This window comes from Pseudogemmobacter humi, assembly GCF_900609055.1.
Lineage (GTDB): Bacteria > Pseudomonadota > Alphaproteobacteria > Rhodobacterales > Rhodobacteraceae > Pseudogemmobacter > Pseudogemmobacter humi.
The window spans coordinates 39922-55015 of record NZ_UXAW01000034.1 but is presented as its reverse complement, the minus strand read 5'-3'; the positions used below and the strand labels follow the sequence as shown (position 1 = coordinate 55015).

The window sequence follows — 15094 nt, the reverse complement described above, 5'->3', positions numbered from 1 at the left end:
CGGTTTCGGATCATGCCGCTTGCGCCAGGGGCGGGCGGCGGGCGCTGGCAGGTCTCCCGGCTTGCGGATTCGGGGCCTGATGGCCCAGCGGGCGCCCTGCCTTCCCGAGCCCTTGCGGGCCAGTGGCGGTTGGGCGACCTTTCCGGTCACGGTCGCGGGGGCGGCTGCGCTTCGGCCCGGACGGGCCTGTCGCATTCCCTCTTGGCCTGCTGTATGGCAGGAACCAGCACCGGCGACAGCCAAGCCACCACAGCGCCGCAATGTCAAGCGAGGCCAGGATGAGCGACAGAACAAGCGAGAGCGACGGGAGCGGCGAGGCCGCCCGCCACGCCGCGAAAAAGGCGAAGATCAAGGCCGCGCGCGAACGGATGATGGCGGAGAAGACCGGCGAGAAGGGGCTGATCATCGTCCATACCGGGCCGGGAAAGGGCAAGAGCTCGTCCGCCTTCGGGATGATCCTGCGCTGCATCGCCCATGACATGCCCTGCGGCGTGGTGCAGTTCATCAAGGGCGCGATGTCGACCGGCGAGCGCGATCTGCTCCTGAACAATTTCAGCGATCTGTGCCAGTTCCACACCATGGGCGAGGGCTTCACCTGGGAGACCCAGGACCTGGAGCGCGACCGCGCCGCCGCCGCCCGCGCCTGGGAAAAGGCGAAAGAGCTGATCCGCGACGAGAGGAACCGCATGGTGCTGCTCGACGAGATCAACATCGCTCTGCGCTACGATTACCTGGACCTCGGCGAGGTGCTGGCGTTTCTGAAGGACGAAAAGCCGCCGATGACCCATGTGGTGCTGACCGGACGCAACGCGAAGCCGGAACTGATCGAGGCCGCCGATCTGGTGACCGAGATGGCGATGGTGAAACATCCGTTCCGCGCCGGGATCAAAGCCCAGGCCGGGGTGGAGTTCTGAAACCGGGTATGGGGGCCCTGCCCCCGTCGCGTTCCGCGACTCCCCCGGGATATTTTCGCCAGAATGAAAGCAACCTTATGTTAACCGACTCATGTCAGAACGGGCTGGCGGAACAGGGAGGGATCCCGATGACCGCCCAGAGTGAAAGCGCCGCGTCTCCCCCGCGTAAGCGGCCCGAGGCGCGGCGCAGTTTTGCTGCCATGGTTTTCATCCTGACCCAAATACCCCGGGGGAGTCGCGGAACGCGACGGGGGCAGGGCCCCCTTCTTCTTTCCCGCGGGGTCGGCCCGTGAAGGCGCTGATGATCCAGGGCACCGGCTCGAATGTCGGCAAGTCGCTGCTGGTCGCCGGGCTGTGCCGGGTGGCGCGGCGGCGGGGGCTAAGCGTATTGCCGTTCAAGCCGCAGAACATGTCGAACAACGCCGCGGTGACCGTGGACGGCGGTGAGATCGGCCGCGCCCAGGCCTTGCAGGCGCTGGCCTGCGGGGTGGAGCCGCACAGCGACATGAACCCGGTGCTGCTGAAGCCCGAGACCGATACCGGCGCCCAGGTGGTGGTGCAGGGCAAGCGGCTGACCTCGGTCCGGGCGCGCGATTATGCGGGTCTTAAGCCGAAGATCGCGGCCTCGGTGCATCAGAGCTTTCAGCGTCTGAAAGCCCAGGTCGATCTGGTGATCGTCGAGGGCGCGGGCAGCCCGGCCGAGGTCAATCTGCGCAAGGGCGACATCGCCAATATGGGTTTTGCTGTCGCAGCAGATGTGCCGGTGGTGCTGGCGGGGGACATCGACCGTGGCGGGGTGATCGCGCAGATCGTCGGAACGCAGGCCGTGCTCGACCCGGCCGACAATGCGCAGATCGCGGGTTTTCTGATCAACCGTTTCCGGGGCGATCCCAGCCTGTTCGACGACGGCTACCGGATGATCGAAGCGCGTACCGGCTGGCGCGGCTTCGGCGTCTTGCCGTGGTTTCCCGACGCGCGGCTTCTGCCCGCCGAGGATGCGCTGGATCTGGCGCCCTCGGGCGACGGGCCGGTGAAGGTGGCCTGCCTCGCGCTCAGCCGGATCGCGAATTTCGACGATCTCGACCCGTTGAAGATGGAGCCGGAGCTGAACCTGCAAATGGTGCTGCCGGGCCAGCCGATCCCCGGCGATGCCGCGCTGGTGGTGATTCCGGGCAGCAAATCGACGCGCGGCGATCTGGCGTTCCTGCGCCAGCAGGGCTGGGATATCGACCTGATCGCGCATCACCGACGCGGCGGGCGGATCCTCGGGCTTTGCGGCGGCTATCAGATGCTGGGCCGCTCGGTCGCCGATCCCGGGGGAATCGAGGGGCCGCCGGGCGAGACGCCGGGGCTTGGTCTGCTCGACGTGACCACGGTGATGCAGGGCGACAAGCGGCTCGCGCGGGTTCAGGCGCAGCATGCCGCGACCGGGCTGACGGTGCAGGGCTACGAGATCCATATCGGCGTCACCACCGGCCCCGATTGCGCGCGGCCCTTCGCCTGGCTCGACGGCAGGCCCGAGGGCGCGCGCTCGGCGGACGGCAGGGTCGAGGGCAGTTATCTGCACGGGCTGTTCGCGGCGGACGGCTTTCGCCGGGCCTGGCTTGGCGACTTCGGCGCCGGGAATTCCGTTCTGCGGTACGACGCGCGGGTGGAACAAATTCTTGACCGTCTGGCCGATCACATGGAAACCCATCTTGATTGCGACGGGCTGCTTGCCCTCGCGCGCTGAAACGGCAGTCTGGCGCGCGAAACAGCGGAGAATGGAATGCGGCAGTTCCTCAGGCATATCGGGCCGGCGATCGGCTTTCCGGGCTGGACCGAGGCCTTGCGGGCCGCCGGCGGGATGCTGGCGGGGATGCTGGTGCTGCTGGCCTTTCTGGAAACCGATGCGCAACGAGCGGCCTTTGGCCTCTTTCTGATCGCGCCCTTCGGGGCCAGCGCGGTGCTGGTCTTCGCCATCCCGAACAGCCCGCTGGCGCAGCCATGGTCGGCGCTGGCGGGGAATTGCGTCTCGGCCGTCGCGGCGGTGGCGGTGGTGCTGCTGACCGACGATCCGGGGCTGCGGATCGCGCTGGCGGCGACGCTGGCACTGTTTGCGATGATCGTCTGCCGCGCGCTTCACCCACCCGGCGGCGCGGTGGCGCTGACCGCGGCCTTGTCGCCCGATGCGGTCCATGCGCTCGGGCCGTGGTTCGTGCTGGCGCCGGTGGGGCTGGGCACAGTGGCGTTGATCCTGGTGGCCACAGTCTGGTCGCGGCTGACCGGGCGCCGTTATCCGTTCCGCCAGCCCGCCGATCTGAACGCCCAGGGCACCCATGACACCCGCGCGCTGGACCGGCTGGGCGTCTCGCGCGAGGAACTGGCGGGGCTTTTGCAGGAATTCCGGCAGAGCGCGAACATCGGCGTCGAGGATCTGGCCCGGCTGATCGCCGCCGCCGAGTTGCTGGCCTCGAAGCATCACACCGATGGGGTGAGCTGCGCCGAGATCATGTCGCGCGATCTGGTCACCGTGCGGCCCGAAACCCCGCTGACCGAAGTGGCCGGGATCTTCCGGCAGCGCGGTTTCACCTCGCTTCCGGTGGTGGACCGCGAGGGGCGCTATCGCGGCGTGATCTTCCAGATCCATCTGATCCGGCGCGGCCAGCAAGAGGCCGACCGCAGCGGCCGCCGCTTCGTCCTGGCGCTCGGCGGGCTTCTGGGCCGCCGCGGCAGCCAGACCGTCCGCGCCGCCGAGGTGATGGACGCAACCGTGCCGCATCTGCCGCCCGAGGCGGCGATGCCGGCGCTGTTGCCCTTGCTGGCCGAGGGGCCGAACGAGGCGGTGCCGGTGCTTGAAGGCGAACGGATCGTCGGGATCGTGACCCGCACCGACCTTATCGCGGCGCTGGCGCATCAGCGCGGAACCGGAGGCTGAGCCGATGCTGTTCGATCTTGCCGCCACCGCGCCCGACATCACCTACAAACTTCTGGCCGCCACGGTCGTGCCGCGCCCCATCGCCTGGGTGGTGACACACGGCGCGGGCGGCGGCATCAACGCGGCACCGTTCAGTTTCTTCAACGTCATGGGGCATACGCCGCCCACGGTCGCGCTTGGGATCACGCCGGATGCTTCTGGCGGGCTGAAACATACCGCGCGCAACATTCTCGCAACCCGCGAATTCGTGGTGAACCTGGTGCCGGAACGACTGGCCGGGGCGATGAACCTGACCTCGATCGACGCGCCCGAAGGGGTGGATGAACTCGCGCTGGCGGGGCTGACGGGCGCACCCTCGGCCCGGGTCGCGCCGCCCCGCATCGCGGAAAGCCCGGTGGCGCTGGAATGCCGGCTGATGCAGGGGATCGAGACCGGCCCGGCGCAGATGCTGTTCATCGGCGAGGTTCTGGCGGTGCATATCGCCGAGGATTGCGTGAAAGATGCCACGCGCGGCCATATCGACACACCGAAGCTGGATCTGATCGGGCGGTCTTACGGCAGTGATTACGTCCGCAGCCATGACATATTCCGGCTGGAACGCCCGCGCTGGCGCGACTACACCGGCAGGAAGCCCGGCGAGAGCTGACACAGGAGCCTGACATGGATGCCGAACTGCGCCGCTGCTTTGTCGAGGGGATGAGCCGCGCGGCCACCTTCGTCGCCGTCGCCACCACCGATGGCGAGGCCGGGCGTTTCGGGGTGACGATCAGTTCGCTGACCTCGGTCTCGGCGGATGGCGAACATCCCTCGCTGCTGGCCTGCATCCATCACCAGAGTTCCACCGCCAGCGCGATCCTGAAGAACCGCGCCTTCTGCGCCAATCTGTTGCACGAGGGCCAGCAGGAGATCGCCGATCTCTTTGCCGGACGCAGCGGGCTGGCCAGCCATACCGAGCGGTTCGATCACGCACCCTGGCAACCCGGGGGGCTTGGCCAGCCGATGATCCGCGGCGCGACGGCGGTGTTTGAATGCCGCCTCGCCACGGCACTCTACTGGGAGACGCATCACATCTTCATCGGTCATGTCACTTCGGTCGTGCTGTCCGATGATCCCGCCGCGCTGCTTTACGGCCAGCGCGCCTATCGCCGGGCGGTGAATTTCACCCCCGGCTGAGGCGGGCCGCTCATCGGTCCTTACGGACCTCTTCGCTCAGCGATGACGCCCGTAAGGGCGGAAGAGCGGCCAGTCAGCATTCCGCATAGCCAAGCCGGATCAGTTCCGCCCCGCTCAGCCGGATATGGCCGCGGATCTCGTAGCGGGCGGTGTTCATGAACCAGCTTCGCAGCGGCTCCTTGTAGCTGTCGGCCATCACCACCGACCAGTGCTCGAACTGGGTGGGCGGCAGCGCCTTGCCATACCAGCTGGGACCGTGGAAGCCAAAGCTCGCCCGGCGGTCGACGCAGACATTCGCAAGACCCAGATACATCGTGCAGGCCGAATTGCAGGTGCCGCGCAACTCCACCCGCTCGCCGCTGGCGCGCAGCCGGCGGATCTCCTTGCTGCGCGCGCCCAGAAGACCGCCCGGATCGCTGCGGATCACCAGCGGGCGGGCCTGGGCCTCTGCCCTTTCGACACCGATACCGCAAACCATCGCAACACAAGCGACGGACATAAGACTCCACGCCCGCAGACGGGCCATGAAACCGATCATGACTGAACCCCTTTTCCACCTGATGCGGCGGGGTCAGCAGGCCCCATTCCCTCGCCCGTCGCAGGGATCAGGAAAGCTTTGCCGTGCTTAAGATCGGGTTTAACCGGCGTCGGCACGGGGGATTCTAGAAATTAAAACCCCGACTTTCCGCCACTATTCGGGCTTGCTTTGCCGGGCCGGGCGCAGCAGCCTCGGCGCATGACGCACACCCCCGCCCAGAACGGCGCCGCGGTCGATGGCACAGAGCTTGAAACCGCGCTGCAAGAGATCACGGCCGAGCTTCAGTCGCGCAGCGAACGCGGGCAGCCGGCGGACTACATCCCGCCGCTGGCGCGGGTGGACCCCGCGCATTTCGGCATCGCCGTCACGCTGACCGACAACCGGCTTTTCGCGGCGGGCGAGGCAGAGATGCCGTTCTCGATCCAGTCGATTTCCAAGGTGTTCACCCTGACCCTGGCGCTTGGGATGGCGGGGGATTCGCTCTGGCGCCGGGTCGGGCGCGAGCCTTCGGGCGATGCGTTCAACTCCATCGTTCTGCTGGAGCACGAACGCGGCATTCCCCGCAATCCGTTCATCAACGCCGGTGCGCTGGTGGTCGCCGATGCGCTGCTGTCGCGCGCCCGTGCGCCGCGCGAGACCATCGGCGAGATCCTGCGGTTCCTGCGTTTCGTCGCCGATGACGAAAGCGTGGCCGCCGATCCGGCGGTGGCTCGGGCAGAAAAGGCGACCGGGCATCGCAATGCCGCGCTGGCGAATTACCTTTATTCCTGTGGCAATCTGAACAACCCGCCGGACCACGTGCTCGGGGTCTATTTCCACCATTGCGCGGTAACGATGAGTTGCGCACAACTGGCGCGCGCGGGGGCCTTCCTCGCCAATGGCGGGCGCAATCCGGCCACCGGGCGCAGCGTGGTCTCGCCCGAGCGCGCGCGGCGGATCAATGCGCTGATGATGACCTGCGGCCATTACGACGGCTCGGGCGATTTCGCCTATCGCGTCGGCCTGCCGTCGAAAAGCGGCGTCGGCGGCGGGATCCTCGCGGTGGTGCCCGGGGTGGCCTCGGTCGCGGTCTGGTCGCCGGGGCTGAACGGCCAGGGCAATTCCCTGCTGGGGATCGAGGCACTGGAGATGCTGTCGCACCGGATGGGCTGGTCGGTGTTCTGAGCCTCAGGCCAGATAGCGCGCGACCTGCTCCACCTCATCCGCCGCGCCGAACACCAGCGGCGTGTGTTCGTGCAAAGCCTCGGGCAGACGGTCGAGGATGCGGCTGCGCCCGTCGGTCGCGCGGCCCCCTGCCTGTTCGATCAGGAAGGCGATGGGAAACGCCTCGTAAAGCGTGCGCAGCCGGCCGCGCGCATAACCCTTGCGGAGATCAGAGGGGTAGAGGAAGGCGCCGCCTTCCAGCAGGATGCGGTGCAGCTCTCCGGCCGCCGCCGCCAGCCAGCGCATGTTGAAATCGCGCCCGCGCGGGCCGTCTTTTCCCGCCCGCAGATCCCGCGCCCAGGCCTGGAGGCCGGGCTCCCAATGCCGCTCGTTCGAGGCGTTGTAAGCGATGGTCGAGGCCTGGGGTTTCAGCCGCACGCCCGCGCGGGTCAGGCGGAAGGCGCCGTCCGCCGGGTCATGGGCGAAAAGGTCCACGCCGTCCCCCAGCGAGAAGCCGTAATCCAGCGAATGGCCGAAAGAGGCATAGCCCGCCGCGACGATCTCGCGCCCCGAACGCAGAAAACCCGCCCCGGCCGGAAAGACCGCGAAGAAGAGGCCCAGAGGCGCGCCGATGCCGATGGAACCCGAGCCGTCGATCGGGTCCATCGCCACATCCCAGGCGCCCTGGGGATCAAGCTCTGTCACCTCGTCGGCCTCTTCCGACAGCACCCGCGCCACGCCCGCATCCTTCAGCAGGCCGAGCACATAGTGATGCGCGGCGACATCCATCGCCTTTTGCTTGTCGCCGCTGTCGTTGATGCCCACCGTCGCCGCCGGGTCGCCGTAAAGCCGCCCCGCCGCCAGCCGGGCCGCGATCCCCGGCAGCGCCGCGGCAAAAGCCCGGATCACCGCGACCGGCCCCGCCCTGCCCGCCAGATGGTCTTGCAGGGTGGCCCCCTCGGGCGCGCGGTCGGCGGGCAGGCGAAGCATGGCGGTTCCTTTGCGCTGGCGTTCAGCGCTTGTTGTATTTGGCGTCCACCGCGTCAATGGCCTGGACGTTCCCCGCCGATTTGCCGGCGGCATCGAAGTTTTCGGTTTCGGCCAGCCAGGCCTCGGCAATGGCTTTCGCCAGTTCCGGGCCGATCACCCGCGCGCCCATGGTGATGATCTGCGCGTCGTTCGACAAGGCCGCGCGGGTGGCGGAATAGGTGTCATGGGTCAGCGCGGCGCGGATGCCCGGCACCTTGTTCGCCGCGATGCAGACGCCGATCCCGGTGCCGCAGACAAGGATCGCGCGGTCGTATGCGCCGCTCGCCACCCCGCTCGCCACCCGGTCCGACAGGTTGGCGTAGAACGCATCCGGCCCGGCCTCGGTGCGCGAGACCTCGGAGACCTCGTATCTGCCTTTCAGATGGTCGGCCAGGATCTTCGCCAGGCCCTCGCCCGCGCTGTCGCCCGCAATCGCCAGTTTCATCGTCTCACCCTCACAATTTGGCGGCGCATTGCGCCATGATGCCCAGATAGCCTTCGACCTCCCAGGCCGAGCGGCCGACGAAAAGCCCGTCGATATGCGGGCATTGGATCAGTTCTTCGGCATTGCCCGGATTGACCGAGCCGCCGTAAAGACAGGGCAGACGGCGGCCCGTCACCTCCTGCGCGACTGCGATGATCGCGGCCTGGCGGGCGTCGGCGTAATCCGACGTTGCCGGGATGCCGTTCGCGCCGATGGCCCAGACCGGCTCATAGGCCAGCAGGATGCGGGCCTGGCGCTGTTCGGGCGAGAGCTTCGCCAGCGCGGCGCGGGTCTGGGCGGCCAGCACCTCGTCGGCGCGGCCCGAGTCGCGGTCGGCCAAAGTCTCGCCGATGCAGATCAGCGGGATCAGCCCATGGCGCACCGCGGCCTCGGTCTTGAGGCCCACGCCCTCGTCGGTTTCCGCGAACATCTCGCGCCGTTCGGAATGGCCGAGTTCGACCATATCGAGCCCGGCATCCTTCAGCATCATCGGAGAGATTTCGCCGGTATAGGCGCCCTCATCGGCCCAATGCATGTTCTGCGCGCCGACCATGACCGAGGTGCCCGCCAGCATCGCCTTGATCTCGCGCACATAAAGCGCGGGCGGGATGATGAAGCGCTGGATGCGCGGATCGTGATCCTTATCCGCGGCCAGCAGCCCCTCGGCGAAGCGTTTCGCCTGCGCGAAGGTCTTGTGCATCTTCCAGTTGGTGCCCACCCAGATCTTCGGTTCCATCGTCATCCCTCTTCCTGTGCGACCAGCGCACGCGCGGTCGGCTCGTCGGTGATCAGCCCGCTCAGCCGGCCGCTTTGCAGCACCGCGCGGATGGCGGCGGTCTTGTCCGCGCCGCCCGCCACGGCGACGGTGCGGCCCGCGCCGCCCAGATCAACGGCCAGCGTGCGCGCGGTCAGCGTGGTTTCAAGCACCCTCCCCCTCGCGTCGAAGAAATGGCCGAGCATCTCGCCCACGCCGCCGGTGGCGGTGATCTCTTCGATCTCGCGCGGCTCGATCATGCCGCTCGCGACCAGTTGCGCGCCGGAATCCGCGGTGCCGATGCCGACGAATTTCAGCCCGGCGGCCGCCGACATGTCAAAGATCTCGCGCACCCCCGGCTGGGCCAGCAGCACCGCCCGGTCCTGGGCCGAGCGGGCGAAGAACGGCACCGGCAGAACATAGGCGCGCGCACCAGTCTTTTCCGCCAGCCGGTGCATCACATCATGCGGATTGGCGGCGTAATTCCGCGTCAGCCCGCCCAGAAGCGAGACGAAGCGCACCTCGCCCGCGCTGAACCGCGGCAGTTGCCGCACGGCTGCGGCGAGGGTCCGGCCGTGGCCCAGACCGATCACCTCATGCTCGCCGCGCTCGATCTCGCGCCGCAGGAAGGCCGCCCCGGCGAGGCCAAGGGCGCGCAAGGGCAGCCCCTCTTCGCCCAGATCCGGCGCGACCTCGCAGCTTTCCAGCCCGTAAAGCTGACAGAGCCGGTCTTCGAGCTCCACGCATTCGATGATGTCGCCGTCGATCGATACCTTGACCACGCCCTCGGTCACCGCCCGCGCGATCAGCCGGTGGGTCTTGACCGATGGCAGGCCGAGGCGCTTCGCCACGGCGCCTTGCGTCAGACCGCCCGCGTAATGCAGCCAGGCCGCGCGGATGGCGAGGCTTTCCTCGGGGTCGAGAGGGGGGCGCGGCGGCATGGCGGTCCTTCCGTGACGGGGCGGTCAGATATGCAGATCCTGCACGCCGGTGTCGATATGGGGCGCCCAGAAAGCCACGCTCTCGGCGATCTGAGGGATCACCTGGCGGTCGTTCGGCTCGCGCTCCTTGAAGCTGAGTTCGAGACAGATCTCGTTGTCAGTGGCGCCGCCTTCGGCCAGCGCGGCCAGCAGCGGTGCGGGCTGGATCCGGCCTTTGGCGTTGAATTCGGCGGTGAAGGGGCGGTGGCCGCCCTTGTCCATCAGGCTTTGCTTGATGTGGATGATGGGGCTGACTTTCGGCACCGCCCGCGCCCAGGCATAGGGGTCGAAATCGTCGGGGTTCTGGCTGGTCACGTCGCCATGGTCGATATCAGCCATCATCCACATCGGCACCGCCATATTGGCCGCCGTCAGCCGGTCCTGCAACGCGAGGCATTCCGCGATGGTCTCGCCGAATTCGCGGCCGACCGACATCGGCTCCCAGAAGACGTATTTCAGCCCGGCGGCTTTGGCGTGTTCGGCGACCTCGGCCCAGCAGTCGATGGCGATGCGGATCAGGTCCTCGCGCCGCGCCGGGTCGTCGTAATCCTTATAGGTGAAGATCGCGAACTGGGTGCCGACCGAGTGCCCGCCCAGATCGGCGGTGATATCGGCGAAGGTTTTGAACCAGTCCACATAATAGCGCCGCACGTCGCGGTCGGGGTGGCCGAAGTGGTTCAGCCGCCCGTAAGGCCCGGTCATTCCGCTCGTCACCCGCACCCCGGTGCGGGCCAGCGCCTGCGCCATGTCGCGGGTCAGCCGCCGGATCACCGGGGCGGGCCAGGACGGGTTGATGAACTCATGCGTCAGTTGCAGATCGCGGATGCGGATCTGCCGCGCCACCGTGTCGATCAGATCGGCGGGCTCGGCGAAGCGGTTCACCAGCGGGTTGGTGTTCAGCGAAAGGGTCAGCTTCATGGCGTCCTCAGGCGGCGGCAGGGCGGGCAGCGAGCCAGTCGGCAAAGGCCTGGCGCTCGGCGGGGCTCAGATGCAGATAGTGTTTGGTGCGGCGCCAGAGGATGTCCTCGGGCGTCTGCGCCCATTCCTTTTCGATCAGATAAAGCGCCTCGGCCTCGTAGAACAGCCCGCCGAAATGCCGCCCCAGACCGTCCGGCGAAGCGGCCCCGCCGACCAGATCCTTCATCCGCGCGCCGTAGCGCCGCGCGTAATGCTGCACCAAAGCGCGCGGCATCCAGGGGAAGGCGTCGCGGCTTGCGTTCACGAAGCTCTCGTAATCGGCGCCCGGGATCTCGCCGCCAGGCAGCGGGGCGCGGGCGGTCCAGTCCGGCCCCATCTGCGGAAAGATGCGTTTCAGCCGGTGCAACCCCCGCTCGGCCAGTTCGCGGTAAGTGGTGATCTTGCCGCCGAAGATGTTCAGAAGCGGCGCGCCGTCGGTCTCATCCAGATCGAAGACGTAATCCCGCGTCACCGCCGAGGGGTTGCCCTTGCCGTCGTCGAACAAGGGCCGCACGCCCGAGAAGCTGTGCAGCACGTCGCTGCGCCGCAGCTTTTCCTTGAAGTAGCGGTTCACCGCGGCGATCAGATAGTCGATTTCGGATTCGTCCGCCGTCACCTCCTCGGCCCGGCCCTCGTAAGCGATGTCGGTGGTGCCGATCAGCGCCAGGTCGCCCTCATAGGGGTTGATGAAGATCACCCGTTTGTCGTGGTTCTGCACCAGATAAGCGTTCTGCCCGGCCCACCATTTCGGCACGATGATGTGGCTGCCCTTGACCAGCCGCACGTTGCGGCTGGATTTCGAGCCCGCAACCCGGCCGATCACGTCCGAGACCCAGGGCCCGGCGCAGTTCACCACGCAGCGGGCGCGGAAAACCCGCTCCTGCCCGCTGCGCGAGTCGCGGGTGGTCACGGTCCAGGCGCCACCTTCGCGCACCGCGCTGACCACGGGCGAGCGGGTCAGCACCAGCGCGCCCTTTTCCGCAGCACCAAGCGCGTTCAGCACCACCAGCCGCGCGTCATCGACCCAGCAGTCGGAATATTCAAACCCCTTCGGGAACTGGTCGAGGATCGCCGCCCCCTCGGGGTCGCGCCGCAGGTTCAGCGTGCGGGTGCCGGGCAGTTTCTTCCGCCCGCCCAGATGGTCGTAAAGGAACAGGCCAAGCCGCACCAGCCAGGCAGGCCGGTCCTGCGGCGAATGCGGCAGCACGAAGCGCATCGGCCAGATGATATGGGGCGCGGCGTTCATCAGCACCTCGCGCTCGATCAGCGCCTCGCGCACCAGGCGGAATTCGTAATATTCCAGATAGCGCAGCCCGCCATGGACCAGCTTGCCCGAGCGCGAAGAGGTGCCCTCGGCCAGGTCGTCCTTCTCGGCCAGCACCACCGAAAGCCCCCGCCCCGCCGCGTCGCGCGCGACACCGGCGCCGTTGATGCCGCCTCCGATCACGAAAAGGTCGATGGTTTCCATGTCAGTCTCCTGTGCGGCGGGCCGTGGCGAGCGCGTCCCATGCGGGGGGAAGCGCCTCGCGCGCGGCCCGGTAGGCGGGGAAGATCCGGTCGTAAGCCGCGACCAGCGCGGGGTCGGGCGGCTCGGCCTCGCCCAGAAGCGGCAGCACCCATTCAGCGACGCAGGCGTCCATGTCCGGGTAAGCGCCGATGGCAACCGCAGCCATCATCGCCGCCCCCGCCGCGCCTGCCTCTTCGCGCGCAGAGACCCGGACCGGGGCGTTCACGCTGGCCGAAAAGATCCCGCGCAAAGCGGCCGAGCGTGCCGCGCCGCCGGTCAGCCGCAACTCGCCCGGCAGGCGGCCCATGGCGGCGTAACAGTCGCGCATCGCATGGCCCAGGCCCTCGGCCACCGCGCGCAGAAGATCTGCGTAGCCATGGGCCTGCGACAGGCCGGTGAACCCCGCGCGGGCCCGGGCGTTGACGAAGGGGCCGCGCTCGCCCGCCTCGGAGATATAGGGATGGTAGACGATCTGCCCCGGGCGGCTGGCGACAAGCCAACGGTCGATATGGCCGACCAGATCGCGCGGGCCGGCGTCCTGGCCGAAGCCCTTCAGCACGTCGGCGGCAAGGTTCAGCACCCAGTCGATGTTCAGCGTCGCCGCCATATTGGTCTGCACCTGGGTCACGACGCCCGGCACCGGCAGGCAGATCACATAGCCGGTGCCTTCGGCGTTCAGATGCACCTCCTGCCAGCGCACCGCGCGCATATGCACCCCGGTCGAGCCCACGGTGGAACAGGCCACGTCCCTGCCCCCGCCGCCATAGACCCCGGCCCCCAGCGCGGTCATCACCATATCGACATAGCCGAGGCTGACCGGCGTTCCGGCCCGCAGACCCGTCTCGCGCGCGGCCTCCGGCGTCAGCGGATGGGTGATTTCGGTGCCCTCGACGATCGGGGGCAGCAGGTGGCGCTGATCTTCCAGCCCCAGGGCGGCGATCACCGTGCCGTCATATTGCCGGTTGCGGAAATTGCCGAAGGTGAAGCTGGCCTCCGAAGGATCGGTCGCCCGCACCCCGGTAAGGTTCAGATAGAGCCAGTCCTTGCAATGCAGCGCCACTTCGGCGGCCTCAAGCAGCTCGGGCCGGTGCGCGCGCATATGCGCCATCTGGCTGCCCTGCTGGCAGGTGTTCAGCCCGGTGCCGGTCGCCTCGAACCTGGCGCGGTTGGCCTGCCGCGCGGCGAGTTCGCCCACCGTGGGCGCGGCGCGGGCGTCGAGCCAGAGCCAGGCGTCGCCCACCGGCGCGTTGCCCTTCCCGGCCAGCCAGGTGCCGTCGCCCTGCCCCGTCACCGCCAGCGCGGCGGTGCGGATGGCGAGGCTTTCGACCTTTTCGCCCAGCATCCGCAACGCCTGCGCGCAATCGTCCCAGGTCTGCGCCAGCGGCTGAGTCGCCGATCCGTCGGCCCCGGTGGTGTAGCGGTTCGGCACCGCGGCGCTGGCAAGCTGCCGCCCGGCCAGATCGAAGGCCACCGCCTTGATCACCGAAGTGCCCGCGTCGATTCCGATCAGAATGTCCGTTCCGGCCACCGGCAGCCTCCCGCTCTTCCCCCGGGGATATATAACACAACTATCGCACAGTGAATGAATTATTTTACGGACACAGAAAATTATTTCAGTTAAAATGAGGTCAGATGCTGAGCGATCCTGCCGTGATCGAGAGACAATTCCGCCCCGCGGAACCCGCGGCTGGATCTGTATTTTATTTCATGTTTTTAAGCCTGTTACGCGAACAGGCCTCTTCCGGACGCCGTGGATCTTTCCGAGTCGGCCACCATGCCGAATCGCCCCGCCGCAGGGCGACCGCAAGCGCCCCTCTGCCCCAAGAAGCCGTCATTTCATATCTTACTTGACGAGCAATATATCACTATCCTATCACAATTGGATCGACAGAGGCGACGAATCCCCCGGCCCATGCGCCGGCGCGTTGAGGAGCGTGCAGGGACGGATCGCGAAGGGGAGGAGAAGGACCGTGCCACAGGATCGCCTGCCTTGTGCCGCCGCCGCACCCGTCGGCCTTTTCCGCATCGCATCGGGGTTCGCCGCATGAGCCAGTCCACAGAAACCGCTATGCGCCCGGCACAATCCCGCCGCGGCCTCCTGATCACCGGCGGGCTGATCCTTGCCGTTCTGGCCGCAATCGCGCTCGACACCACCGTGGTACGGATCGGATCCGAGGCCGATGTGCGCCAGCAGGCGTTCTCGCCCGACACTTACGGCCAGCAGGAATTTCCGCGCATCCAGGAATTCGTCGAGGCGAAAGCCGTGGACGCGCTGACCCTCGGCCCCGCCGCTTTGGCCGACAAGGATGCGGCGGCGAAAGCCTATGGCACCGCCTCGACCACCGGCGCGATCATGATGGTGAAATTCACCGGCACCGCGGGCGAGGTGAAATCCGGCGTCTACGAGATGAAGGTCGAGGGCCTGCCCGACGACATCCGCGTCCGCCTGCAAACCGGGCCGGCGATCAACGGCACCGATCTGCGCGACGCGCCGGGCGACATCGCCTTCGGCAGTTTCAAGAACCAGATCGAATATCAGGACGCGGGCTCGGGCATCAACCGCGCGATGAAGGCCGCCGTGCTGGACGGGATCGACACCGCGGCCCTTGCCGGCAAGACGCTGGAAGTGACCGGCGCCTTCCGGCTGATCAATCCGAAGATGTGGCTGGTCACCCCGGTCCGCGTGACGGTGCAGTGA

At 67.7% G+C, this 15094-nt stretch carries 15 protein-coding genes and 1 riboswitch; of the genes, 7 read left to right on the top strand and 8 right to left on the bottom strand.

What is annotated here, in order from left to right; all coding sequences use genetic code 11:
* Window positions 1–29 precede the first annotated feature (29 nt).
* A riboswitch (cobalamin riboswitch) is annotated at window positions 30–243 on the bottom strand.
* A gap of 35 nt (window positions 244–278) precedes the next feature.
* From cobO to XINFAN_RS02870, 5 genes are all read left to right on the top strand, one after another.
* Window positions 279–914 (top strand): cob(I)yrinic acid a,c-diamide adenosyltransferase, encoded by a 636-nt coding sequence (cobO, locus tag XINFAN_RS02890; protein WP_124084998.1) that lies wholly within the window; start codon window positions 279–281, stop codon window positions 912–914.
* 289 nt (window positions 915–1203) lie between these two features.
* On the top strand, window positions 1204–2646 hold the full coding sequence (locus XINFAN_RS02885) for a cobyric acid synthase (protein ID WP_199286348.1): 1443 nt from the start codon (window positions 1204–1206) through the stop codon (window positions 2644–2646).
* A gap of 36 nt (window positions 2647–2682) precedes the next feature.
* Complete coding sequence (locus tag XINFAN_RS02880) at window positions 2683–3831, top strand: HPP family protein (RefSeq protein WP_124084997.1); 1149 nt, start codon at window positions 2683–2685, stop codon at window positions 3829–3831.
* A 4-nt stretch (window positions 3832–3835) separates the two neighbouring features.
* The gene (locus XINFAN_RS02875; RefSeq protein ID WP_124084996.1) at window positions 3836–4477 is read left to right on the top strand and encodes a flavin reductase family protein; all 642 of its coding nucleotides are present in this window, start codon (window positions 3836–3838) and stop codon (window positions 4475–4477) included.
* 14 nt (window positions 4478–4491) lie between these two features.
* Window positions 4492–5004 (top strand): flavin reductase family protein, encoded by a 513-nt coding sequence (locus tag XINFAN_RS02870; protein WP_124084995.1) that lies wholly within the window; start codon window positions 4492–4494, stop codon window positions 5002–5004.
* A gap of 73 nt (window positions 5005–5077) precedes the next feature.
* On the opposite strand, the gene XINFAN_RS02865 is transcribed toward XINFAN_RS02870, so the two are convergent.
* Window positions 5078–5503 (bottom strand): hypothetical protein, encoded by a 426-nt coding sequence (locus XINFAN_RS02865; RefSeq protein WP_124084994.1) that lies wholly within the window; start codon window positions 5501–5503, stop codon window positions 5078–5080.
* Between the two features lie 237 nt (window positions 5504–5740).
* Between XINFAN_RS02865 and XINFAN_RS02860 the strand changes: the two genes are divergently transcribed.
* Window positions 5741–6706, top strand: coding sequence for a glutaminase (locus tag XINFAN_RS02860; RefSeq protein WP_124084993.1), 966 nt, complete (start codon window positions 5741–5743; stop codon window positions 6704–6706).
* Window positions 6707–6709: 3 nt separating this feature from the next.
* Here XINFAN_RS02860 and XINFAN_RS02855 read toward each other — a convergent pair whose 3' ends face one another.
* The 7 genes from XINFAN_RS02855 to XINFAN_RS02825 are packed head-to-tail and all read right to left on the bottom strand — an operon-like array spanning window position 6710 to window position 13924.
* Window positions 6710–7675, bottom strand: a complete 966-nt coding sequence (locus XINFAN_RS02855) for a class 1 fructose-bisphosphatase (RefSeq protein WP_124084992.1) — start codon at window positions 7673–7675, stop codon at window positions 6710–6712.
* 22 nt (window positions 7676–7697) lie between these two features.
* Window positions 7698–8159, bottom strand: a complete 462-nt coding sequence (derI, locus tag XINFAN_RS02850) for a D-erythrulose-4-phosphate isomerase (protein ID WP_124084991.1) — start codon at window positions 8157–8159, stop codon at window positions 7698–7700.
* Between the two features lie 10 nt (window positions 8160–8169).
* The gene (locus tag XINFAN_RS02845; protein WP_124084990.1) at window positions 8170–8940 is read right to left on the bottom strand and encodes a triose-phosphate isomerase; all 771 of its coding nucleotides are present in this window, start codon (window positions 8938–8940) and stop codon (window positions 8170–8172) included.
* Window positions 8937–9893, bottom strand: a complete 957-nt coding sequence (locus XINFAN_RS02840) for a sugar-binding transcriptional regulator (RefSeq protein ID WP_124084989.1) — start codon at window positions 9891–9893, stop codon at window positions 8937–8939. Before XINFAN_RS02840 ends, XINFAN_RS02845 begins: the two co-directional genes overlap by 4 nt.
* 24 nt (window positions 9894–9917) lie before the next feature.
* On the bottom strand, window positions 9918–10850 hold the full coding sequence (locus tag XINFAN_RS02835; RefSeq protein WP_124084988.1) for a sugar phosphate isomerase/epimerase family protein: 933 nt from the start codon (window positions 10848–10850) through the stop codon (window positions 9918–9920).
* A 7-nt stretch (window positions 10851–10857) separates the two neighbouring features.
* Window positions 10858–12357, bottom strand: a complete 1500-nt coding sequence (locus XINFAN_RS02830; protein WP_124084987.1) for a glycerol-3-phosphate dehydrogenase — start codon at window positions 12355–12357, stop codon at window positions 10858–10860.
* A gap of 1 nt (window position 12358) precedes the next feature.
* Entirely contained in the window at window positions 12359–13924 is a 1566-nt protein-coding gene (locus XINFAN_RS02825) for an FGGY-family carbohydrate kinase (protein WP_199286347.1), read from the bottom strand.
* A 516-nt stretch (window positions 13925–14440) separates the two neighbouring features.
* On the opposite strand from XINFAN_RS02825, the gene XINFAN_RS02820 reads away from it, so the two are divergent.
* Entirely contained in the window at window positions 14441–15094 is a 654-nt protein-coding gene (locus XINFAN_RS02820) for a DUF2291 family protein (RefSeq protein WP_124084985.1), read from the top strand.

Excerpts from the sequence above, each read along its gene's own strand:
- cobO (WP_124084998.1), top strand. The coding sequence starts at position 279 with ATGAGCGACAGAACAAGCGAGAGCGACGGGAGCGGCGAGGCCGCCCGC.
- XINFAN_RS02880 (WP_124084997.1), top strand. The coding sequence starts at position 2,683 with ATGCGGCAGTTCCTCAGGCATATCGGGCCGGCGATCGGCTTTCCGGGC.
- XINFAN_RS02875 (WP_124084996.1), top strand. The coding sequence starts at position 3,836 with ATGCTGTTCGATCTTGCCGCCACCGCGCCCGACATCACCTACAAACTT.
- XINFAN_RS02870 (WP_124084995.1), top strand. The coding sequence starts at position 4,492 with ATGGATGCCGAACTGCGCCGCTGCTTTGTCGAGGGGATGAGCCGCGCG.
- XINFAN_RS02865 (WP_124084994.1), bottom strand. The coding sequence starts at position 5,503 with ATGTCCGTCGCTTGTGTTGCGATGGTTTGCGGTATCGGTGTCGAAAGG.
- XINFAN_RS02860 (WP_124084993.1), top strand. The coding sequence starts at position 5,741 with ATGACGCACACCCCCGCCCAGAACGGCGCCGCGGTCGATGGCACAGAG.
- XINFAN_RS02855 (WP_124084992.1), bottom strand. The coding sequence starts at position 7,675 with ATGCTTCGCCTGCCCGCCGACCGCGCGCCCGAGGGGGCCACCCTGCAA.
- derI (WP_124084991.1), bottom strand. The coding sequence starts at position 8,159 with ATGAAACTGGCGATTGCGGGCGACAGCGCGGGCGAGGGCCTGGCGAAG.
- XINFAN_RS02845 (WP_124084990.1), bottom strand. The coding sequence starts at position 8,940 with ATGACGATGGAACCGAAGATCTGGGTGGGCACCAACTGGAAGATGCAC.
- XINFAN_RS02840 (WP_124084989.1), bottom strand. The coding sequence starts at position 9,893 with ATGCCGCCGCGCCCCCCTCTCGACCCCGAGGAAAGCCTCGCCATCCGC.
- XINFAN_RS02835 (WP_124084988.1), bottom strand. The coding sequence starts at position 10,850 with ATGAAGCTGACCCTTTCGCTGAACACCAACCCGCTGGTGAACCGCTTC.
- XINFAN_RS02830 (WP_124084987.1), bottom strand. The coding sequence starts at position 12,357 with ATGGAAACCATCGACCTTTTCGTGATCGGAGGCGGCATCAACGGCGCC.
- XINFAN_RS02820 (WP_124084985.1), top strand. The coding sequence starts at position 14,441 with ATGAGCCAGTCCACAGAAACCGCTATGCGCCCGGCACAATCCCGCCGC.